The 21214-nt window shown below is 72.4% G+C and carries 18 protein-coding genes; 11 read left to right on the top strand and 7 right to left on the bottom strand.

Going from position 1 to position 21214, the window contains the following annotated elements; all coding sequences use genetic code 11:
* Window positions 1-16 precede the first annotated feature (16 nt).
* Window positions 17-457 carry a MarR family winged helix-turn-helix transcriptional regulator gene (locus ACMTAK_RS06200; RefSeq protein WP_413805223.1) on the top strand — a complete coding sequence of 147 codons (441 nt, stop codon included), beginning with the start codon at window positions 17-19 and terminating at the stop codon, window positions 455-457.
* A 34-nt stretch (window positions 458-491) separates the two neighbouring features.
* On the opposite strand, the gene ACMTAK_RS06205 is transcribed toward ACMTAK_RS06200, so the two are convergent.
* Complete coding sequence (locus tag ACMTAK_RS06205; RefSeq protein WP_413805224.1) at window positions 492-1232, bottom strand: L,D-transpeptidase family protein; 741 nt, start codon at window positions 1230-1232, stop codon at window positions 492-494.
* 159 nt (window positions 1233-1391) lie between these two features.
* On the opposite strand from ACMTAK_RS06205, the gene ACMTAK_RS06210 reads away from it, so the two are divergent.
* Both ACMTAK_RS06210 and ACMTAK_RS06215 read left to right on the top strand, forming a co-directional pair.
* Window positions 1392-3416: an ABC transporter transmembrane domain-containing protein gene (locus ACMTAK_RS06210; protein ID WP_413805225.1), complete on the top strand. Its 2025-nt coding sequence runs from the start codon at window positions 1392-1394 to the stop codon at window positions 3414-3416.
* Complete coding sequence (locus ACMTAK_RS06215) at window positions 3413-5194, top strand: ABC transporter ATP-binding protein (RefSeq protein WP_413805226.1); 1782 nt, start codon at window positions 3413-3415, stop codon at window positions 5192-5194. The genes ACMTAK_RS06210 and ACMTAK_RS06215 overlap by 4 nt, the downstream gene beginning before the upstream one ends.
* Window positions 5195-5307: 113 nt before the next feature.
* Here ACMTAK_RS06215 and ACMTAK_RS06220 read toward each other — a convergent pair whose 3' ends face one another.
* Window positions 5308-6099: a metal-dependent hydrolase gene (locus tag ACMTAK_RS06220; protein ID WP_413805227.1), complete on the bottom strand. Its 792-nt coding sequence runs from the start codon at window positions 6097-6099 to the stop codon at window positions 5308-5310.
* A 136-nt stretch (window positions 6100-6235) separates the two neighbouring features.
* Here ACMTAK_RS06220 and ACMTAK_RS06225 point away from each other — a divergent pair, with 136 nt between their 5' ends.
* Together ACMTAK_RS06225 and ACMTAK_RS06230 are read left to right on the top strand one after the other, a co-directional pair.
* Window positions 6236-8764 (top strand): DEAD/DEAH box helicase, encoded by a 2529-nt coding sequence (locus ACMTAK_RS06225; protein WP_413805228.1) that lies wholly within the window; start codon window positions 6236-6238, stop codon window positions 8762-8764.
* A 61-nt stretch (window positions 8765-8825) separates the two neighbouring features.
* On the top strand, window positions 8826-9716 hold the full coding sequence (locus ACMTAK_RS06230; RefSeq protein WP_413805229.1) for an acyl-CoA thioesterase: 891 nt from the start codon (window positions 8826-8828) through the stop codon (window positions 9714-9716).
* 58 nt (window positions 9717-9774) lie between these two features.
* On the opposite strand, the gene ACMTAK_RS06235 is transcribed toward ACMTAK_RS06230, so the two are convergent.
* Both ACMTAK_RS06235 and ACMTAK_RS06240 read right to left on the bottom strand, forming a co-directional pair.
* Complete coding sequence (locus ACMTAK_RS06235) at window positions 9775-10737, bottom strand: DUF6397 family protein (RefSeq protein ID WP_413805230.1); 963 nt, start codon at window positions 10735-10737, stop codon at window positions 9775-9777.
* A gap of 98 nt (window positions 10738-10835) precedes the next feature.
* Window positions 10836-11240, bottom strand: a complete 405-nt coding sequence (locus ACMTAK_RS06240; protein WP_020865999.1) for a roadblock/LC7 domain-containing protein — start codon at window positions 11238-11240, stop codon at window positions 10836-10838.
* Window positions 11241-11359: 119 nt separating this feature from the next.
* Between ACMTAK_RS06240 and ACMTAK_RS06245 the strand changes: the two genes are divergently transcribed.
* Window positions 11360-11788 carry a PPOX class F420-dependent oxidoreductase gene (locus ACMTAK_RS06245; protein ID WP_137981617.1) on the top strand — a complete coding sequence of 143 codons (429 nt, stop codon included), beginning with the start codon at window positions 11360-11362 and terminating at the stop codon, window positions 11786-11788.
* A gap of 53 nt (window positions 11789-11841) precedes the next feature.
* Here the strand turns inward: ACMTAK_RS06245 and ACMTAK_RS06250 are convergent, their stop codons facing one another.
* The gene (locus tag ACMTAK_RS06250) at window positions 11842-13035 is read right to left on the bottom strand and encodes a zinc-dependent alcohol dehydrogenase (RefSeq protein WP_413805231.1); all 1194 of its coding nucleotides are present in this window, start codon (window positions 13033-13035) and stop codon (window positions 11842-11844) included.
* A complete protein-coding gene (locus ACMTAK_RS06255; RefSeq protein ID WP_413805232.1) occupies window positions 13004-13522 on the bottom strand; it encodes a roadblock/LC7 domain-containing protein in 519 nt (172 codons plus the stop codon). Before ACMTAK_RS06255 ends, ACMTAK_RS06250 begins: the two co-directional genes overlap by 32 nt.
* 258 nt (window positions 13523-13780) lie before the next feature.
* On the opposite strand from ACMTAK_RS06255, the gene ACMTAK_RS06260 reads away from it, so the two are divergent.
* From ACMTAK_RS06260 to ACMTAK_RS06270, 3 genes are all read left to right on the top strand, one after another.
* Window positions 13781-14401 carry a class I SAM-dependent methyltransferase gene (locus tag ACMTAK_RS06260; RefSeq protein WP_413805233.1) on the top strand — a complete coding sequence of 207 codons (621 nt, stop codon included), beginning with the start codon at window positions 13781-13783 and terminating at the stop codon, window positions 14399-14401.
* Window positions 14402-14728: 327 nt separating this feature from the next.
* Window positions 14729-15265, top strand: a complete 537-nt coding sequence (locus ACMTAK_RS06265; RefSeq protein WP_413805234.1) for a PadR family transcriptional regulator — start codon at window positions 14729-14731, stop codon at window positions 15263-15265.
* Window positions 15266-15367: 102 nt separating this feature from the next.
* Complete coding sequence (locus ACMTAK_RS06270; RefSeq protein WP_413805235.1) at window positions 15368-16165, top strand: hypothetical protein; 798 nt, start codon at window positions 15368-15370, stop codon at window positions 16163-16165.
* Between the two features lie 288 nt (window positions 16166-16453).
* Here ACMTAK_RS06270 and ACMTAK_RS06275 read toward each other — a convergent pair whose 3' ends face one another.
* On the bottom strand, window positions 16454-16636 hold the full coding sequence (locus tag ACMTAK_RS06275) for a hypothetical protein (RefSeq protein ID WP_413104864.1): 183 nt from the start codon (window positions 16634-16636) through the stop codon (window positions 16454-16456).
* Between the two features lie 141 nt (window positions 16637-16777).
* Here ACMTAK_RS06275 and ACMTAK_RS06280 point away from each other — a divergent pair, with 141 nt between their 5' ends.
* Together ACMTAK_RS06280 and ACMTAK_RS06285 are read left to right on the top strand one after the other, a co-directional pair.
* On the top strand, window positions 16778-19726 hold the full coding sequence (locus ACMTAK_RS06280) for a DEAD/DEAH box helicase (RefSeq protein ID WP_413805236.1): 2949 nt from the start codon (window positions 16778-16780) through the stop codon (window positions 19724-19726).
* Window positions 19723-21000, top strand: coding sequence for an SWIM zinc finger family protein (locus ACMTAK_RS06285; RefSeq protein ID WP_413805237.1), 1278 nt, complete (start codon window positions 19723-19725; stop codon window positions 20998-21000). Before ACMTAK_RS06280 ends, ACMTAK_RS06285 begins: the two co-directional genes overlap by 4 nt.
* Window positions 21001-21214 lie beyond the last annotated feature (214 nt).

Consider the following 21214-nt stretch of genomic DNA (forward strand, 5'->3'; position numbering starts at 1 on the left):
CTGATAAACTGCGATCATGCCCACGTCCGAGACATCCGGCCTCCTCGCGGAGCAGCTGCTGCGCCTGACCCGCAGACTGCACCGCGCCCAGAAGCGCTATATGGAGCCGCTGGGCATCACCCCCGCCCAGTCACGCCTGCTGCGCACCGTCGCCCATGACGACCAGCCGCCACGGATGGCGGACCTGGCCCAGCGCCTGGAGGTGGTCCCGCGCGCCGTGACGACGCTGGTGGACGCCCTGGAGGCGCATGGCTCGGTGCGCCGCGTACCGGATCCGACCAACCGCCGGGTGGTGCGCGTCGAGCTCACCGACACCGGACGCTCGACGCTGCGCGCGCTGCGCGAGGCGCGCCGGGGCGCCGCGGAGGACATCCTGGCGCCGCTCAGCGATCAGCAGCGCGAGACGCTGGGCGAGCTGCTGGACACCCTGTCCGGCACCCCGGACCACCGCTGCTGAGATCCGGGCGACCGCCGGAAAATCCTGGCGGCGCTCAGGCGGCCAGATGTGCCTTGTCCCCCATGACCACCACCGGGTGCAGCTTGGGGTCGAGGTTCTTCAGCAGATACTCCATACCGGACTTGGAGAGGCTGACACAGCCCGAGGTGCCGCTGCCATGGTCCATGTGCAGCCAGATGCCGCCGCCCTTGCTCTGCCCTTCTGGCCGGGTCTGGTCCAGTGGCGAGGTGCCCTTGACGCGGTTGTAGTCAATGGCGATGACGTAGTTGAAGTCCGTCCAGTGGGACTTGGGCCAGTAGTGGGGCGCCGCGAAGGAGCCGGACGACGTGTACGGCAGCCGGGCGCCGGGGTCGGGCAGCACACCGCCCGCGTCGCTGAGCGTGTAGACCCCGACCGGGCTGCGCTTGTCGCCCTCGTGATGGCTCGTCGTCCAGCCGCGCTTGCCGTTGTGCGCGGTCCAACTGCGCGTCCGCTCCCATGCCTTGCCCTGCTTGGTGTAGAGGACCACGGTCGCGTCTCCGGAGTTCACCCCTTTGCCGTAGACCGCCACGACCTGACGGGACTGGTCCGGGATCCGGGCCTGGAGCTTGTCCCCCACATCCGGGATACGCGTGGGATCCGGCGTGGGCGCCCCGCTGCGCAGCGCTTGTTTCCCCTGGTCCGCGCCCTTGTCACCGCCGCTGCCACCGCCGCCGTCGCCACAGGCCGTGAGAAGGACGAGGGCCGCGGCGGCCGCGGCCGCCGCGCGGATGGACATCGTGCCGGAAGTTCGCATGTCCCCATGGTCCCACCCCCATAGGACAGTGCGGCATGCGGGATTGGCGTGTTCCGGCCGGTCCCGGGAAAACCAGTTGAATTCCGCACCGTGAGAACGTCAGCCTTGCACGTCTCCTGCCCTCCCCTCCCTCCGCCGCCCGCCCGACCCTGGGACGTCATGCACATTCGCGATCTTCCGTACCCCGATCCCGGCCGACCCGACGTGCGGTCAGGACCGAGGTTCCTCTACTGGCTGGGCAGGAATCAGCTGGGCGGGCAGGTCAAGGCGGCCCTCTGGGGTCTGGTGCACATGGCCGCGCTGGTGTCCTTCCCGCTCGCCATCGGCTTTGGTGTGCAGGCGGTGGTGGACCGCTCCGGCTCCCGGCTGGCGATGGCCGGGGCGCTGATGGTGGGACTCACCGTGCTCACCGCGCTGGGGGACGCCATGCTGCACCGCGCGGCGGTCACCAACTGGATCACGGCGGCGGCACGGGTGCAGCAGCTGCTGTCCCGCAAGGCGGTTGAGCTGGGGTCCGCGCTCACCCGGAAGGTGGCGGCCGGTGAGGTCGTCGCCGTCTCCACGGGCGATGTCGAGAAGATCGGCTGGTTTGTGGAGGCCCTGTCCCGCTTCACCGCGGCCGCGATCACCACCGTCGCCCTCTGCGTGGCGCTGGTGCTCTACCAGCCGGCGCTGGGAGTGGTGGTGGCGGTCGGTGTGCCCGCGCTGGCGCTGGCCGTGCTGCCGCTGCTGCCGCGCGCGGCGCGGCGGGCCGACGACCAGCGGGAGAAGGCGGGCCGGGCGACCGAGCTGGCCTCGGACACCGTGGCCGGGCTGCGGGTGCTGCGGGGCATCGGCGGCGAGGAGCTGTTCCTGGGCCGCTACCGGAACGCCTCTCAGGAGGTGCGGGTCGCGGCGGTGCGCAGCGCGCGGATGTGGGCACTGATCGCGGCCGTACAGGTGGCGCTGCCGGGGCTGCTGCTGATCGGTGTGGTCTGGTACGGGGCGTCGCTGGCCCGTGAGGGGCGGATCGAGGTGGGCGAGCTGGTCACCGTCTACAGCGCGGTCACCTTTCTGCTCTTCCCGCTGCGGCACTTCGAGGAGATCGCCATGGCGTACTCCTTCTCCCGGCCCTCCGCGCGGCGCGCGGCCCGGGTGCTGGCGCTGCGGCGCTCCTCCGCGGACGGCGAGGGCGCGGCCACCGCGGCCACCACCGACACCACGGACACCGCGGCCGCCACAGCGTCCGTGGACGGGGACGAGCGCGCGGAAGCGCAGGAGGCCACCGGCCCGCTCGGCGGGGATCTGTACGACCCGGTGAGCGGGATGCTGGCGCCGAGCGGGGTGCTGACCGCGGTGGTCTGCGGCGACCCGGACGTGGCCGGGCGGCTGGCGGACCGGCTCGGCGGACATCCCGTGAGCGGCGGCCCGGGCGATGGGGACCCGGGCGACGGGGGCCACGGCGGGGCACCATCGGCGCTGCTCGGCGGAGTCGCCCTGGACGAGGTGGCGCTGGCCTCGGCGCGCACGGCGGTGCTGGTCCAGGACAAGGACCCGGTGCTGCTGTCGGGGACGCTCGCCGAGCTGCTGGATGTGCCGAGGTCCGGGGAGGTCTCGGCGGAGAAGGCGCTCGAGGCGGCCCAGTGCGGCGATGTGCTGGAGGCGCTGGCGCAGGCGTCGGCGGCCGACGAGGGTGACGCCGACCCCATGCGCACCCGGATCACCGAGCGCGGTCGCTCGCTGTCGGGTGGCCAGCGGCAGCGGCTGGCGCTGGCCCGCTCGCTGGTCACCGATCCGGAGGTGCTGGTGCTGGACGAGCCGACCTCCGCGGTGGACTCGCACACCGAGGCGCGGATCGCCGACGGGGTGCGGCGGCTGCGGACGGGCCGGACCACCATCGTGTTCACCTCCAGCCCACTGGTGCTGGACCGGGCCGACCGGGTGGTGTTCGTGGCCGACGGCGAGGCGGCGGGAGTGGGCACCCACCGTGAGTTGCTGGGCACGGACCCCGCCTATCGCGAGGTCGTCACCCGCGAGACGGACGGCGAGGCCGCCGTGCGGGAGGCCGGGCGGTCCACCGGGCCGACCGGTCACGGTCTGGAGGACATCGCCCGGAAGGACATCGCGGGAGAGGGCATCGCGCGGGAAGACATCGGGCGGGAAGACGTCGGGCGGATCGAGGAACAGATCGAGGAGTCGGCATGATCGGCGTGGCACCCCCCGCCTATGACCCGGCCGCACCGGAGTCGGCGACGACGCTGCCGGTCGGCACACCCACCACCGTACGGGCCTATGTGCGGGAGCTGCTGCGGCGGCACCGGGCCGCCTTCACCGTGCTGATGGTCGTGAACGCGACCGCGGTGCTCGCCTCCATGGTCGGCCCGCAGCTGCTCGGCGGCGTGGTCGAGGATCTCTCCCAGGGCGAGAAGGACCTTCATATCGGGCGCACCGTGGCGCTGTTCGCGGTGGCGCTGGTGGTACAGACCGTGTTCGTCCGGCTGGTGCGGCTGCGCGGGGCGGTACTGGGCGAGCAGATGCTGGCGGATCTGCGGGAGGACTTTCTCGTACGGTCGGTGGGTCTGCCCCCGGGGGTGCTGGAGCGGGCCGGGACCGGGGATCTGCTGTCCCGGATCACCACCGATATCGACCGGCTGGCGAACGCGATGCGCGAGGCCGTGCCGCAGCTCGCCATCGGCGTGCTGTGGACCGTACTGCTGCTCGGCGCGCTGACCCTGACCGCTCCCCCGCTGGGCCTCGCGGTGCTGGTGGCGCTCCCGGTGCTGGTGATCGGCTGTCGGTGGTACTTCCGCCGCGCGCCGAGCGCCTACCGCTCGGAGGCGGCGGGATACGCGGCGGTGTCCGCGTCCCTCACCGAGAGCGTGGACGCCGGGCGGACCATCGAGGCCCACCGGCTGGGCGACCGGCGGATCGCCCAGTCCGAGCTGCGCATCCGGCAGTGGACGGCGTGGGAGCGCTATACGCTCTGGCTGCGCTCGGTGCTCTTTCCGGTGATCAATGTGAGCTACACGCTGATCACCGGTTCGGTTCTGATGATCGGCGGCCTGTGTGTGATGCGGGGCTGGATGTCGATCGGCGAGCTGACCACCGGGGCGCTGCTGTCGCAGATGCTGGTCGAGCCGATCGGGCTGATCCTGCGCTGGTACGACGAGCTGCAGGTCGCCCAGGTGTCGCTGGCCCGGCTGGTGGGGGTGCGGGAGATCGAGGAGGGCCCCGCCGACGAGGGCGTGGTCCCAGGTGGCCGCGAGGTGCGGGCGGACGAGGTGCGGTTCGGCTACCACGAGGGCAGCGATGTGCTGCACGAGGTCTCCATGAAGGTGGCCCCGGGGACGCGGCTGGCGCTGGTGGGCCCGTCCGGGGCGGGGAAGTCCACCCTGGGGCGGCTGCTGGCCGGGATCTACTCCCCCCGCACCGGCCGGGTGACCCTGGGCGGGGCGGAGCTGTCGCGGATGCCGGCCGAGCGGGTCCGGGAGCATGTGGCCCTGGTCAACCAGGAGCACCATGTCTTCGTGGGCTCGCTGCGGGACAATCTGCTGCTGGCCCGCGCCTTCGCCGAGGACGCGGAGCTGTGGGCGGCGCTGGGCGCCGTCGACGCCGATGGCTGGGCCCGCGCGCTGGGCGAGGGCCTGGACACCGAGGTCGGCTCGGGCGGTCTCGCCCTCACCCCCGCACAGGCGCAGCAGATCGCACTGGCCCGGCTGGTGCTGGCCGATCCGCATACGCTGGTGCTGGACGAGGCCACCTCGCTGCTGGACCCACGGGCGGCGCGCCATCTGGAGCGGTCGCTGGGCCGGGTGCTGGAGGGCAGGACCGTGGTCGCGATCGCCCACCGGCTGCACACGGCGCATGACGCGGATGTGATCGCCGTGGTGGAGAGCGGCCGGATCACCGAACTGGGCAGCCATGACGAACTCGTCGCGGCGGACGGGGCGTACGCCGCGCTGTGGCGCTCCTGGCACCAGTAGCGGGAAGGGTGGCCGCGCCCCGGCGTGGCCACCCCGGTGCCCTCCGGGACCACCCCGGGCCAGTCCGGGGCCACCCGGCGCCGGTCCGGCGTCACCCCGGCCCCGTCCGGGGTTCAGATCACGCCGAGGGCGGCCAGTCCGCCCATGCCACCGAGCAGCATGAAGACCGGCATCAGCACCTTCAGCTCGACCCAGCTGCCGGCCCGGAACCGCATCCCCTTCGGCGGGCCGATCGGGTACCAGCGCTTGCGGCCGATCGGGATGGGCCACAGGATCGGGCAGCCGGAGACGGTGAGCGCGTCCCCGATGTCGTGGACCAGGGCGCCGAGCACGATCGGCAGGCCGAGCCAGAGGTACTCCTGGCCCGGTGCGCTGAACAGCCAGTCCGAGCCATTGCCGGGCTTGTGCAGCACATCGGCGAGGATCCAGGCACTGGCCGCCCCGAGCAGCCAGACCAGGACATCGCTGGAGACCCGCGCCGCCCGCCACAGCAGGCCCTCGACGGCCAGCACCATATGCACGAAGAGGATGCCCAGCACCGCCCAGCGCCCGCCGATCATCGCGAGCGCCGAGGCTCCGCCGCCGATCAGCACCGCCCATACCCAGGTGTGGGTCAGGGTGCGGTGGCCGCCGGAGCGGCGCGGGTCGCCCGCCTTCCTGGTCGACTTGTAGACGGAGTACGAGATCTTGTCGATCACCTCGCACAGTGCCCGTGATATGGGCCCGAAGGCGCGCGATATGGTCGCCGCCTTGTGGTCGAGGTCGGGGGCGAGCGCCGCTCCCGCGCAGATCAGCGCGCCGGCGACGAGCACCGGCCAGGGCATCGCGTGGCCGGCCGCCGCGGCCGCCGCTCCCACCCCCAGCCAGGCCGCCGCCCCGGACAGCGAATGCGCCGGTCCCATCATGGTCGTACCCCGCCCCTGTTCTTTCCCGCTTCCGAGCGGGAGTTGACTGCTTCGGCCCGGCACAGCCTAGCGGCGGACGATCTTCGCACGTACAGCCGGTTCCCGTCCCGGCGGGGAAACCAGGCAGTATAGGTGCGTGACTCTTATCGATCAGCTGCCGAGCGACGCCGACCCCGACGCACTTTTCGAGGCGTTCTCCACCTGGGTCGAGGAGCGGGGCATCTCCCTGTACCCCGCCCAGGAGGAAGCGCTGATCGAGGTGGTGTCCGGGGCGAATGTGATCCTCTCGACCCCGACCGGCTCGGGCAAGAGCCTGGTGGCGGCGGGTGCCCACTTCGCCGCGCTCGCCCGGGACGAGGTCACCTTCTACACCGCGCCGATCAAGGCCCTGGTCTCGGAGAAGTTCTTCGAGCTGTGCAAGCTCTTCGGCACCGAGAACGTCGGGATGCTCACCGGCGACGCGTCGGTCAACGCGGACGCGCCGGTCATCTGCTGTACGGCCGAGGTGCTGGCGTCCATCGCCCTGCGGGACGGCAAGGACGCCGATATCGGCCAGGTGGTGATGGACGAGTTCCACTTCTATGCGGAGCCGGACCGGGGCTGGGCATGGCAGATCCCGCTGCTGGAGCTGCCGAGGGCGCAGTTCATCCTGATGTCGGCGACGCTCGGTGATGTGAGCCGGTTCGAGGAGGATCTGACCCGGCGCACCGGGCGGCCCACCGCGGTCGTGCGGTCGGCGACCCGGCCGGTGCCGCTGAGCTACGAGTACCGGACGACGCCGCTGACCGAGACGCTGACCGAGCTGCTGGAGACCCAGCAGGCGCCCGTCTACATCGTGCACTTCACCCAGGCGGCGGCGGTCGAGCGGGCCCAGGCGCTGATGAGCATCAATATGTGCTCGCGCGCCGAGAAGGACGAGATCGCGTCGCTGATCGGCAATTTCCGGTTCACCACCAAGTTCGGCCGCAACCTGTCCCGTTACGTCCGGCACGGGATCGGCGTGCACCATGCGGGCATGCTGCCCAAGTACCGGCGGCTGGTGGAGAAGCTGGCGCAGGCCGGGCTGCTCAAGGTCATCTGCGGTACGGACACCCTGGGCGTGGGCGTCAATGTGCCCATCCGTACCGTCCTGTTCACCGCGCTGACCAAGTACGACGGTCAGCGGGTGCGGACGCTGCGGGCCCGGGAGTTCCACCAGATCGCGGGCCGGGCCGGACGGGCCGGCTTCGACACCGCGGGCTTTGTGGTGGCCCAGGCGCCCGAGCACGTCATCGAGAACGAGAAGGCGCTCGCGAAGGCCGGTGACGATCCGAAGAAGCGCCGCAAGGTGGTCCGCAAGAAGGCGCCGGAGGGCTTCGTCAACTGGGGCCAGAACACCTTCGAGAAGCTCATCGCCTCCGAGCCCGAGCCGCTCACCTCCCGGTTCCGGGTGACCCACGCGATGCTGCTGTCGGTGATCGCCCGTCCCGGGAACGCCTTCCAGGGGATGCGCCACCTGCTGGAGGACAACCACGAGCCGCGCAAGAACCAGCTGCGGCACATCCGCCGGGCGATCGCGATCTACCGCTCGCTGCTGGACGGCGGGGTGGTCGAGCAGGTGAAGCCGCAGGGCGCCGACGGCGAGGACGGGGGCGCCCCGATCGTCCGGCTGACGGTGGATCTGCAGCAGGACTTCGCGCTCAACCAGCCGCTGTCCACCTTCGCGCTGGCCGCCTTCGAGCTGCTGGACCCCGAATCGCCCTCCTACGCCCTGGACATGGTCTCGGTCGTGGAGTCGACGCTGGACGACCCTCGGCAGATCCTGGCGGCGCAGCAGAACAAGGCGCGCGGTGAGGCGGTGGCCGCGATGAAGGCGGACGGCGTCGAGTACGAGGAGCGCATGGAGCGGCTCCAGGACATCTCCTACCCGAAGCCGCTGGAGGAACTGCTCTTCCACGCGTACGGGCTCTACCGCAAGAGCCATCCATGGGTCGGCGACCATCCGCTCTCGCCCAAGTCGGTGATCCGCGACATGTACGAGCGGGCGATGACCTTCACCGAGTTCACCTCGTTCTACGACCTGGCGCGGACCGAGGGCATTGTGCTGCGGTACCTGGCCAGCGCCTTCAAGGCGCTGGACCACACCGTGCCGGACGATCTGAAGTCCGATGACTTCCAGGACATCATCGCCTGGCTCGGCGAGATGGTGCGGCAGGTCGACTCCAGCCTCCTCGACGAGTGGGAGCAGCTGGCCAACCCGGAGGAGGAGTCGGCGGAGGAGGCGCAGGAGCGCGCCGACCAGGTCCGGCCGGTCACCGCCAACGCCCGCGCCTTCCGCGTGCTGGTGCGCAATGCCATGTTCCGCCGGGTGGAACTGGCCGCGCTGGACAAGGTCGCCGAGCTCGGGGAGATGGACGCCGACTCCGGCTGGGACGAGGACGCCTGGGCCGAGGCGCTGGACGATTACTGGGAGGAGTACGAGGAGCTCGGCACCGGAGCTCAGGCCCGCGGGCCGAAACTGCTGCGGATCGAGGAGGACCCCGAGCACGGTCTGTGGCGGGTGCGGCAGACCTTCGACGACCCGAACGGCGACCACGACTGGGGCATCTCGGCGGAGGTCGATCTCGCCGCCTCCGACGAGGAGGGCCGGGCGGTGGTCCGGGTCACCGACGTGGGGCAACTGTAGCCTCCTGGACGCGGTCCAAACCGGGGACCGGACCGGTCCCCTCAGTGAAGGAGCACCACCGATGACCAACCCCGCCGAGCGCCTGGTCGATCTGCTCGACCTGGAACGGATCGAGCTGGACATCTTCCGCGGCCGCAGCCCCGATGAGTCGCTGCAGCGGGTGTTCGGCGGGCAGGTGGCGGGCCAGGCGCTGGTGGCCGCCGGGCGGACCACCGACGGGCAGCGTCCGGTGCACTCGCTGCACGCGTACTTCCTGCGGCCGGGTCGGCCGGGCGTGCCCATCGTGTACCAGGTGGAGCGGGTCCGGGACGGGCGCTCCTTCACCACCCGACGGGTCATCGCCATCCAGCAGGGTCGTACGATCTTCAATCTGACGGCCTCCTTTCATTCTCCTGAGTCGGGTATCGAGCAGCAGCTGCCGATGCCGGATGTGCCCGGGCCGGAGGGTCTGCCGACCCTCGCCGACGAGGTCCGCGCCCATCTGGGCACGCTCCCCGAGGCGTTCGCCCGGATGGAGCGCCGGCAACCCTTCGACATCCGCTATGTGGAGCGGCTGCGCTGGACGGACGAGGAGCTCAAGGGCGCGGAACCGCGCAGCGCCGTATGGATGCGCGCGGTGGGGCCGCTCGGGGACGACCCGCTGGTGCACACCTGTGCGCTCACCTATGCGAGCGACATGATGCTGCTGGACGCGGTGCGGGTGCCGGTCGAACCGCTGTGGGGCCCGCGGGGCTTCGACATGGCCTCGCTGGATCACGCCATGTGGTTCCACCGGCCGTTCCGCACCGATGAGTGGTTCCTCTACGAGCAGGAGTCGCCGGTGGCCACGGGCGGCCGGGGACTGGCGCGCGGCCGGATCTACGACCGTGCGGGACGGCTCCTTGTATCCGTGGTGCAAGAGGGGTTGTTCCGCCCGCTACCGCCCGCCGAAGGTGCCGCGGACGGCGGCTGAGCCCTACCGTTGTGTGCCGCGCCATGGTGTGCCCCGCAGGGACGTGCCGCACCGTGACTCATCGCCTGCCGATCAGCTTCTGCCACAGGCTCCGCGGGCGGCCCGGGACCGGGATGCGGTCATCGGGCACCGGCGCCAGGTCGGCGTCCGGGCGCGGAGCGGACCGGGCCCGGCGTGCGTCGTCCAACGACGAGGCGAGGGCGGCCCGATAGCGCCGGATCTCCCGTGGGTCGTCCGCCGTGACCACCGTGTCGATGACATCCCGGATCGCGCCCGCCTCGGGACGCATCCGCACGAGCGCGGGGCGGAGCTCCCGCAGATGAGCCCGCTCGTATGGATCGGCCACGGCCGAGGCCAGCTCGACGGAGCCCAGCACCGAGGCCAGCACCGAGGCCCGCTCCCAGGGGTCCTCGGTCTGGGCGAGCAGCTGGCCGATCCTTCGGCTGCGCCATTTGGCGGCCCGCCAGTCATCCCCGGCGGCCAATGCGGCGCTCAGCCCCGGCGGGGTGCGGCCGCTCAGCAACTCCGGCTGCCTGACGGCGAACTCGGTCAGGTCCAAGGCCAGATAGAGCCATACGACGGCCCGATAGCGATTGACATAGAACCGGACGGGGGCGAAGAAGCCCCCGCGCGCGAGGCGGGTCAGCCGCCCCTGGGTGATGCCGAGCAGCTCCGCGCTCTCTGCCGTGCCAACCACGCGGAGACGGGCGGTGAGCGCCTCCGGGAAGCCCTCGGCGGTGGTCGCCCGCCTCAACTCCTCGCACGCCACCCGCCGGCCCAGACCGGTGGTGACGGTGCGCACTTCCCCCAACTGAACGGCCAGCTCGAACTCCCGCGTGTTGAGCCCCAGCGCCCGGGCCGCCGCGCCGAACGCGACGCTCTCGCCCGATCCGCCAGGCCCCGCCGGCCCGCCAGGGTCTCCCGGCCCGCTCGCCCGTCCGGGTACGCTCGGCTCGCCGAGCAACTCCGGGCTCCACGGCCCCTGGCTCTCCCGCAGCTCCTGATCCACCCGCACTGCCATGCGACGTCCTCCCCCGCACTGCCTCAATCACTGACAGTGACGACGATAGCCGCGAAGCAAGAGGCCCGGTCAGGCCTGTGGATAACTTCCGCGCGGCGTCAGCTGGGGGCGCCGCTCTCCTGCCTGGCCTCGACTCCCAGGTGCTCCCCCACCCGGTTGACCAGCAGCGCCATCTCGTAGGCGACCTGCCCCACATCCGCGTCGGGCCCGGTGAGCACGCACAGACAGCTGCCGTCCCCCGCCGCCGTGACGAAGAGGACGCCCTCGTCGAATTCGACCATCGTCTGCCGCACCCGGCCCGTCCGGAAGTGGTGCCCGGACCCCTTGGCGAGGCTGTGCAGCCCGGAGGCCACCGCGGCCAGGTGCTCGGCGTCCTGGCGCACCAGCGTGGAACTCGCCCCCGTCACCAGCCCGTCGTTGGACAGCACCAGCGCATGCCGTATCTCCGCGATCCGCTCGGTCAGGTCGTCCAGTAACCAGTCGAGCCCCTTGTTCACTGCCATATCCGATTCCTCCCCGATTCCCCTTCAGCTGCGTGCCAGCCTTTCTCACTGCCGCCGTCTGGGCAACCCACCCCGCCCGGCACCTCACGCTTGTGCGCTGATTGACGCAGGATGGGGACATGGCACAGAACATGACCAAGGATCAGTGGCAGAAGTTCGTCACGGAGGGCACCCGCACCGCGAAGCTGGCGACCGTGCGGGCCGACGGAAGTCCGCACCTTGCCCCCGTGTGGTTCCTGCTCGACGGTGACGACCTCGTCTTCAACACAGGTCAGGAGACGGTCAAGGGACGTAACTTGGCCCGGGACGGTCGGCTCACCATCTGCGTGGACGACGACAGGCCGCCGTTCGCCTTCGTCACCCTGCGGGGGCGCGCCGAGCTGATCGACGATCTGGGGCAGGTCCGCGACTGGGCCACCCGGATCGCCGCCCGTTACATGGGCGAGGACCGGGCCGAGGAGTACGGCGCCCGCAACGGCGTGCCGGGCGAGCTGCTGGTCAGGGTGCGCATCGACAAGGTGCTCGCGCTCTCCGGGGTCGCCGAGTAGCGAGATTCGACCGAAATCCATCCCTTCACGACGCACCCCCGCCCATTCGACGTTTACGGGCGCATGAGGATCTTTATCGCACCGTCCTCCTTGTGCTGGAACATCTCATAGGCGCGGGGTGCCTCCTCCAGCGGGACGCGATGGGTGGCGAACCCGTCGACGCCCAGCGGGTCGTCGTCCGTCAGCAGCGGGAAGATGTCGTCGGCCCAGCGCCGCACGTTCGCCTGGCCCATCCGCAGCTGGATCTGCTTGTCGAACATGGTCATCAGCGGCAGCGGATCGGCCATCCCGCCGTAGACCCCGCTGAGCGAGATCGTGCCGCCGCGCCGCACCAGCGCGATGGCCAGCCGCAGCGCCGCCAGCCGGTCGACCCCGGCCTTCTCCGTGAGCTTGGCGGCCCATTCCCGCGGCAGGAGACCCGTGGCCCGCTGGGCGGTCCGGCCCAGCGGGCTGCCGTGGGCCTCCGTCCCCACCGCGTCGATGACCGCGTCCGGTCCGCGGCCGCCGGTGGTCGAGAGGATGGCCTCGACCAGGTCCTCCTGGCGGGAGAAGTCGTTGAGGTCATGGACCTCGGCGCCGTCGGCGCGCGCCCGGCGCAGCCGCTCGGGGACGAGGTCCACGCCGATGACCCGGTCGGCCAGGCCCTGGACCCTCGCCACCCGGCAGGCCATGTTCCCGATGGGACCAAGACCCAGGACCGCGAGCGTGCCGCCGCGCGGCACCTCCGCGTACTCGACCGCCTGCCACGCCGTGGGCAGTACGTCGGACAGATAGACGTAGCGGTCGTCGTGGACTCCTTCGGGCACCTTGATCGGGCCGTACTGGGCCTGCGGCACCCTCAGGTATTCCGCCTGGCCGCCGGCCACCGCGCCGTAGAGTTTGGTGTAGCCGAAGAGCTCCGCCCCCATGCCGTGCTCGGTGACCTGGGTGGTCTCGCACTGCGTCGGCAGACCGGAGCGGCACGTCCAGCAGTGTCCACAGGCGATCTGGAACGGGACCACCACGCGGTCGCCGGGCTTGATGTGCGTCACCTCCGGGCCGGTCTCCTCCACGATGCCCATCGGTTCGTGGCCGAGGATGTCGCCGGGGGTCATGAAGGGCGTGAGCACCTCGTACAGGTGCAGATCGGACCCGCACAGCCCCGTGGTGGTGATCCGGACGATCGCGTCCGTCGGCTCCTTGATGATGGGGTCGGGCACCGTCTCGACCCGCACATCATGTCGGCCCTGCCAGGTCACCGCTCGCATCACCGCATCCCTTCGCCGTAGTCGTCGGAACGATCTTCCGAGAGCCATTTCGGGTACCCCGGCGCATCCGGCCGAACCGTCGGCGGGACCATGAGCCGCGCCCCCGGTCCACCAGGTCCACGAGCCGGGCCGTCTCCTCGGCGATCACGGCCGGCTCGGCGCCCGCGCTGCCCAGCACGGCCAGGCACGCGCCGTCGGCCAGCGCCGCGACGAAGAGGGTGCCCGCCGCCATCTCGATCATCGTCCGCCGGGACGGGCCGCCGCGCCCCCGGCGCCCGGCGCTCGCGGCGATGCCATGGAATCCGGAGGCGACGGCGGCCAGGTGCTCTGCCTCATGGCGGGAGAGCCCACCGGACGCGCTGACGGTGACCCCGTCGCGGGAGAGCACCACGGCATGGCGCACGCCTGCGGCCCCGGCCACCAGATCGTCCAAGATCCGGTCGAGATCGGCCATGGAGCGTGCGGCGGTGCTGCGCGGCTTGGTCATGGGCGGTCTCCCTCAGTCGGGATGCGCCGCGCCGGGCGGCGCTCCAGGTGTCCCCCGGGCCAGGGACGCTAGCCCCGGCGGTGACACACATTGAGGGCGCATTACGGAACCTGTTGAAAATTGACAGAGTCAGATGCCAGAGCGATCGATGAGCGTCCGAATCTGCACTCAAAGCGGGCGTAGGCTGCTTACTCAGCGCAGCGCTTCACCGTCGTATCCGAGGTGTCCCGAGCATCCAAGGTGTCCCAAGGAGCTTCCGTGCCACATGAGCCCTCCCATGGAAACAGTGCGGCCGCCGTACGGGACTTCTTCACCCCCAGGGCGGCCGACTGGGACAGCCGCTTCCCGGACGACGGCCCCGCCTACGCCGCCGCCGTCGCCGACCTCGGGCTCCGCCCCGGGGACGCGGTGCTCGACGCGGGGTGTGGAACGGGGCGTGCGCTGCCCGCGCTGCGCGCCGCGGCCGGCCCCGAGGGGACCGTCCTCGGAGTCGACCTCACCCCGGCCATGCTGGACGCCGCCCTGCGCGAGGGCCGGGACGGCTTCGCGGGCCTCGCCCTCGCCGATGTGGCGCGGCTGCCGCTGCGCGACGGCTGCCTCGACGCGGTGTTCGCCGCCGGGCTGATCTCCCATCTCTCCGATCCCCGCGAGAACCTGCGCGAACTGGCCCGGGTGGTGCGCCCCGGCGGGCGGCTCGCGTTGTTCCATCCGGTGGGACGGGCCGCTCTCGCCGCCCGCCACGGCCGCGCCCTCACCCCCGATGACCTGCGGGCGGAGCCCCAGCTGCGGCCGTTGCTGGCGGACGCCGGCTGGCGCCTGGACTCGTACACGGACGAGGACACACGCTTTCTGGCGCTCGCCGTCCGCGAAGTCGGCTGAGGATCGGAAGGGTCGACCGGACCGGAACGGCCGACCGGACCGGAACGGCTGGCCCGAGCAGACCGCTCAGGGCCGGCCCGATCCGCTCCAGGGTCTCCTCGAATCCGCCGCCGCGTAGGAACGCGTCCTCGTCGGCGTGGTCCTCCAGCGTGTAGCCGAAGTCGGCGGGGGGCGCTGATCCCGTGGCGGGGCAGGTCCACGAAGAGCGACCGGCGGCCCGCGACGGCTGGAAGGCGGCGATATGGGCGTCGCGTCGGGCACCGACGATACATCGTTGTCGATGTATTCCCTCCAAGAGGTACAGCGGTCTTACGGCACAATGCGGTCATGCTCGAACTCGCCATCCTGGGCTTCCTCCACGACGTCCCACTGCACGGCTATGAGTTGCGCAAGCGCATCGCCGCGCTGACCGGACATGTGAAACCCGTGGCCGAGTCCACCCTCTACCCGGCGATCAAGCGGCTGGAGAAGGCCGGTCTGCTGGCCCGCCGGACCCAGCCGGGCGCGGGGGCCGCGCCCCGGCACGTGCTCACGCTGACCGCCGAGGGGCAGGCGGAGCTGCGCCGCCGTCTCGCGCATCCGGCGGACATCGACATCACCGACGAGAACCGCTGGTTCACCGTGCTGGCGTTCCTTCGCCACCTCGACGACCCGTCGGCACAGGCGGAGGTGCTGGAGCGCCGGATGGCCTTTCTGCGGCGGCCGTCGAGCTTCTTCTACGAGGGAGACCGCCCGTTGCGGGCCGAAGAGGTCGAGGATCCGTTCCGGCGCGGCATCCTCACCATCGCCCGGGCCACCAGCCAGGCCGAACTGTCCTGGCTGCGGCGCACACTGGACACGCTCCGGGCGGCGACCGACGACTGAGGGCCGACCGCCTCCCGATGTCTCGACTCCGTGGCTACTGGGTGGTTAAGGTGCGCGACGACGGATCGCTCATCGGATCCGCATGCGCAAGAGGAGGATGTCGTGCCCGCCACGGAGGAGTCACGCGACGAGGCGCTGTATGTGCTGACCGCGGTGCTGCTGACACCCGCTCAATTCCCGAGCGTGCTCGGCGACGACTATCCCGAGGCATGTGCCGCGCTCGGGCTGGAGCCGTACGACACCGGCTACGGACTGGTGCTGGGACAGGACGGCGGCGGCGCCCGCTGGACGGTGGTCACCGACGATGTGTCGCTCGTGGCCATCGCCATCGCGACCTGGGACTGCGGCATGGAGTACGCCCTGGCCATCGAGGACCGCACGGTGGTCGCCTCGCTTCCCGGCTGGCCGCTCGCGGTGGCCGTGGCCGCCCCGGGCGTACCGGCTCCCCATGATCCCGCGCCCGACCCCGAGCTGGGGGGAGACGCCTCCCGGGCGCCGCTGTCGCCGCCGGACTCCGAGCGGTGGGGCCCGGCCCAGCGGCGGCTCGGCGCCGATGAGATCGCGCTCCAGTGGGCGATCTGGCGTGAGCAGGTCGACAGCGATGTGACGTTCGTGTCCCCGGGCGAGAAGCCGCACGGGGGCGTGCGGCGGGTTCTCGAAGAGGCGCGCGGCTATCTGGACTCGCCCCCGCCGCTGGGGCGTATCCGCTCGGCGTTCGCCTCCGGTGACGCGCGGACGCTCCGCGCCGACGGTCCGGGCTGGAGCATGGTGGCCCGCACCGACGACATCGCGTTCGTGCTGCTGGACGACGCACCGGGCGAGGTGCTGCCGGTCGGTCGCGGCCCCGAGCTGCCGGGGCTGCTGACGGCTCTGGACAAACTGGCCGTACGGCCCGCCTGAGACCTGATGTCCTGCCCTGTCCCGTACGGGGTCGGCCAAGGACGCCGTTCCGGCTGGTCACGACGACGACGCGGGTGACCCGTCGCCCGTACGGTCGCCCGCGGCCCTCTCCGACCCAAACGCCACCCCGACCTCGGCGGAGCATGACCGCCCCCATCCGGCCGGGCCCGGAACGGGGTCGCGGGCGGTCCGCGATCGGTACTGCACGGTCACTCCCGGGTGCGCTCCGCCCGTGGCCCCTGGTCCAGCCGGCCGCCTTGCGCGGCCGCGCTCGGCGGGCCGGCCGCTTCAGCGTCCCAGCTGCTTACGGGTGACCCTGTTCAGCCTGCGGCGCTGGGAGGAATCCAGCAGCAGATAGGCCGCCGCCGGCACTCCCACGATCACCAGCAGCGCAGCCCAGAAGGGCAACACCCAGAGCAGGATCACACCTGCCACCACACCACCGGTGGCGACTTTCGCGCGTGTGGACATCTCACCCGCCTCCTTCACGGCCATAGCCGCACTCACTCCACACAACGGACACCGACGGCGGCCGGTTCCTCCCCGCGCCGTGATCCTGTACCCTCGGGCGGCCCGGGCTCGACTAGTCAAATTTGAGGAACGCTCAGCGCTGTGACACCACCCTCCGCGGCAACACCTTCCGACATCGCAGAACTCTCCCGCTGCACCGCGGTCTTCCTTCCCGGTGACCCGGCGCGCACCGGCCGGGTCGCCTTCTGGCGGCCGGGCGGCGCGCCGCCCGGCCCGGCCACCGGCTCCGCCGAGGAACTGACGGTCGTCGTCCCGGTGGACGGCACCGACGACGGTCCCCATGACGACCCCACCGGCCCCAGCCCCACCACTCTCGGCGTCCAGACGCACACCGTAAGGGCGCTCGTGCTGCCTCTGGGCGAGGCACTGCCGGTGCTCACCCGGGCCCGGGCGCGGGCCGCACAGGCCGGTCCGGGGCAGTGCGACCCCGCCACGGCCTTCTGGGGCGCCGCCGCCGTACTCGCCCTCCAACTCGCGGCCCGCGGAAGGCTGCTGCCCGGGCTCAGCGCCACCGACCACGACGCCTGGCGCGTCGGCCCGCTCACCCCCGACGATCTGACGCGGGTGCGTGAACTGGCCGCCGCCATGCCGCCCACGGCGCACGCCACGCCGCTGCCCGTGTCCGGCCCGGTGCTGCTGCCCGAGCCCGAGCGGCATCTGCGGGCGTTCCTGGACGCGGTGGCGGACGGGCTGCCGCGCTCGCCCGCGGCGGCGCTGGCCGCGGGCGGTCCCGCCTTCGCCGCCCCGGCGCCACGGCGGCTGCCCGAACAGCGCGCCTGGGCCGCCGACGTGGCCGCCGGACACGACGCGGGGGTTCGGCTCTCGATCCGTATCGAGCTGCTGCACGGCGTCGGTGCGAACGGTAAGGCGGACGGGCCGCGCTTCCGTGCCGTCCTCCAGCTGCACAGCCTCACCGATCCGGCGCTGGTCGCGGACGCCGCCGATGTCTGGGCGGGCACCTCGCCCATCACCCCGGCCCTCGGTCCGCGCGCCCGTATGGACGCCCTGCTGACCCTGCGGCGCGCGGCCCGCGCCTGGGCGCCGATCACCCCGCTGCTGTCGGCCGCCGTGCCCGACGCCCTCGACCTCGCCGACGAGGAGGTCACCGAGCTGCTCGGTCCGGCGGCCGGGGCGCTGGACGCCGCCGGGGTCCAGGTGCACTGGCCCAGGGAGCTGGCCCGCGGGCTCACCGCCCGCGCCGTCATCGGGCCGGACGGCGAGGACGAGGCTCAGGACGACGCCGGGCCCCGGTTCCCCGCCTTCCTCTCCGCCGACGCGCTGCTGCGATTCAGCTGGCGGTTCGCCGTGGGCGACCAGGAGCTCACCCGCGCCGAGCTCGACGGGCTCGCCGAGGCCAGCCGGCCGGTGGTACGGCTGCGCGACCAATGGGTCCTCCTCGACCCCGACGCGGCGCGCCGCCTCCGGGACCGGCAGGACCGCAAGCTCACCCCCGCCGACGCCCTCGGTGCCGTCCTTACCGGTCGCACGGAGGCCGACGGCACCGATGTGGAGGTGCGGGCCACCGGCTGGCTGGAGGCCCTGCGGGACCATCTCGCCGACCCCGAGGGGACCGTCGGCGCCCAGCGGGCGCCCGTGCCCCAGCCCTCCGCCCTGGCCGCCACACTGCGCGACTATCAGCTGCGCGGCCTGGACTGGCTGGTCCGGATGACCTCGATCGGCCTCGGCGGCTGTCTCGCCGACGACATGGGGCTCGGCAAGACCATCACCTTGATCGCCCTCCATCTCCACCGTATGGGCGTCCCCGAAGCCTCCGGGCCCACTCTGGTGGTCTGTCCGACCTCGCTGATGGGCAACTGGCGGCGGGAGATCGAGCGGTTCGCGCCGGGCACGCCGGTGCGCCGCCACCACGGCTCCGCGCGCAGCCTGGACGGCCTTGACGACGGCGAGTTCGTCCTCACCACCTACGGCACGATGCGGCTCGACGCGCAGCGGCTGGCCGAGGCAGGGCCGTGGGGCATGGTGGTCGCGGACGAGGCGCAGCATGTGAAGAACCCGTTCTCGGCGACGGCGCGGCAGCTGCGCACCATCGGCGCGAAGGCCCGCGTGGCGCTCTCCGGAACCCCCATCGAGAACAACCTCTCCGAGCTGTGGGCGATCCTCGACTGGACCACGCCGGGGGTACTGGGCACCCATGGCGCGTTCCGCAGGCGCTACGCCCAGGCCGTGGAGAGCGGAAGCGACCCCGAGGCCGCCGCGCGGCTGGCGAAACTGGTCCGCCCCTTCCTGCTCCGGCGCCGCAAGTCGGACCCCGGTATCGCCCCCGAGCTGCCGCCCAAGACCGAGACGGACCGGGCCGTCGCGCTCACCAAGGAGCAGGCCGGACTCTACGAGGCGGTGGTGCGCGAGATCCTCGCCGAGATCTCCGGCACCGGCGGCCTCGTACGGCGCGGACTCATCGTCAAGCTCCTCACCGGTCTGAAGCAGATCTGCAATCACCCGGCGCAGTATCTGAAGGAGGACCGGCCGGTGGTGCCCGGGCGCTCCGGCAAGCTGGAGCTGCTCGACGAGCTGCTGGACACCATCCTGGCCGAGGGCGCGAGCGTCCTGGTCTTCACCCAGTACGTTCAGATGGCGCGCATCCTTGAGGGCCACCTGGCCGCGCGCGGGGTGCCGGCCCAGCTGCTGCACGGCGGTACGCCGGTGGCGCGGCGCGAGGAGATGGTGCGGCGCTTCCAGGACGGCGAGGTCCCGGTGTTCCTGCTGTCGCTGAAGGCGGCGGGCACCGGGCTCAACCTCACCCGGGCAGGGCATGTCGTGCACTACGACCGCTGGTGGAACCCGGCCGTCGAGGCGCAGGCCACCGACCGCGCGTACCGCATCGGCCAGACCCAGCCGGTGCAGGTCCACCGCATCATCGCGGAGGGGACCGTGGAGGACCGCATCGCCGCGATGCTGGCACGCAAGCGGGAGCTGGCGGACGCCGTGCTCGGCTCCGGCGAGGGCGCGCTGACCGAACTGACCGACTCCGAGCTGGCGGAGCTCGTGGAGCTGAGGGGGACCGAACGATGAGTGGTACCGAGTCCGAGCGCACCTTCGCCGCACTGCCGCCCGCCCGTGGCCGCGGCTTCGCCCGCACCTGGTGGGGCCAGGCGTGGCTGAAGGCCCTGGAGGACACGGCGCTGGACGGCGAGCAGCTGAGGCGCGGCCGCAAGCAGGCGCGGGAGGGGGCGGTGGGCGCGGTGTGTGTACGCCCCGGCCGGGTCACCGCCGTGGTGCGGGACCGCGACCGCACGCCTTACCGTTCCGACGTACTGCTGCGGGAGTTCACGGGCGCGGAATGGGACCGGCTGCTGGAGGTGGTCGCGGACCGCTCCGGCCATATCGCCGCCCTGCTGGACCGCGACATACCCCCGCAGCTGGCCGAGGACGCGGCGGTCGTGGGCGTCGAACTGCTGCCGGGGATAGGCGATCTGGAGCCGGAGTGCGGCTGCGAGGCGTGGGACCACTGCCCGCACACCGCGGCGCTGTGCTACCAGCTCGCCCGGCTGCTGGACGAGGATCCGTATGTGCTGCTCCTGATGCGCGGACGTGGGGAGCGGGAGCTGCTGGACGAGCTCCAGGTGCGCAGCGCGGCGCGGGCCGCCCGGCACCTTCCGCGGGCGGCGGACGACGCCGCTCCGTCGGCGCCGGAGGGCGTACCGGCCCGGGAGGCGTTCGCCGCGCCCGGGCCGCCTCCGCTGCCCGGGCCCCCGCCCGCCGTCGCCGCACCCGGCCGTCCTCCGGCGCTGGCGGGCGGCACGGACCCGGCCGAGGGGCTGGACGTGGCCGCGCTGGAGTTCCTGGCGGCGGACGCCGCGGTACGCGCCCAGCGGCTGCTGGCCGAGGCGCTCGCCCCCGGCCACGCCACCGCACCGGTCCCGGCCGCGCTGACGGTGTGGCAGGACACGGTGCGGCTGACCGCCGCCGGTCCCCCGGCCCCGATCGCCGCCCGGCTCGCGACGGGCTGCGGGCGCGACCGCACCGATCTGGCGCGGGCCGTCCGCGCCTGGGAGCACGGCGGGGTTGCCGCGCTCACCGTGCTGGAGGAGGAGTGGACGCCGGACGCGGAGGCCCTCGCGCGGGCCCGAGCCCAGCTCGCGGCCGCCTGGGAGGTGGACGAACAGGCACCCCGGCTGCGCGCCACGGCCAACCGCTGGACGGTGGTGGGCGCCGATCTCCAGGTGCGCTACGGCCACGACGGCCGCTGGTGGCCGTACCGCAGGGAGCGCGGCCGCTGGTGGCCCGCGGGCCCGGCCGGACACGACCCGGCGGCGGCGCTGGCGATGCCCGGCTCCGACGGCTGACGCGGCGCACGGGCCGGTGGTGGCATCTCGTCCGCCATCGGCCTGGGACCAGGGCCAGGGAAGTCGCCCCATCCCGACGGCGCCACGGCGCCCACAGACGAGACGGGCGGAAGGTCCAGGCGGCCCGAAGACCCATGCGGGCCGAAGGACGAGCCAGGCCGAAGGCGGCGGGGCGGCAACCTTTGGACGGGCCGTGGAGACCGTAAGGCGTCAA

This window comes from Streptomyces lacaronensis, from assembly GCF_047337785.1.
GTDB lineage: Bacteria > Actinomycetota > Actinomycetes > Streptomycetales > Streptomycetaceae > Streptomyces > Streptomyces lycopersici.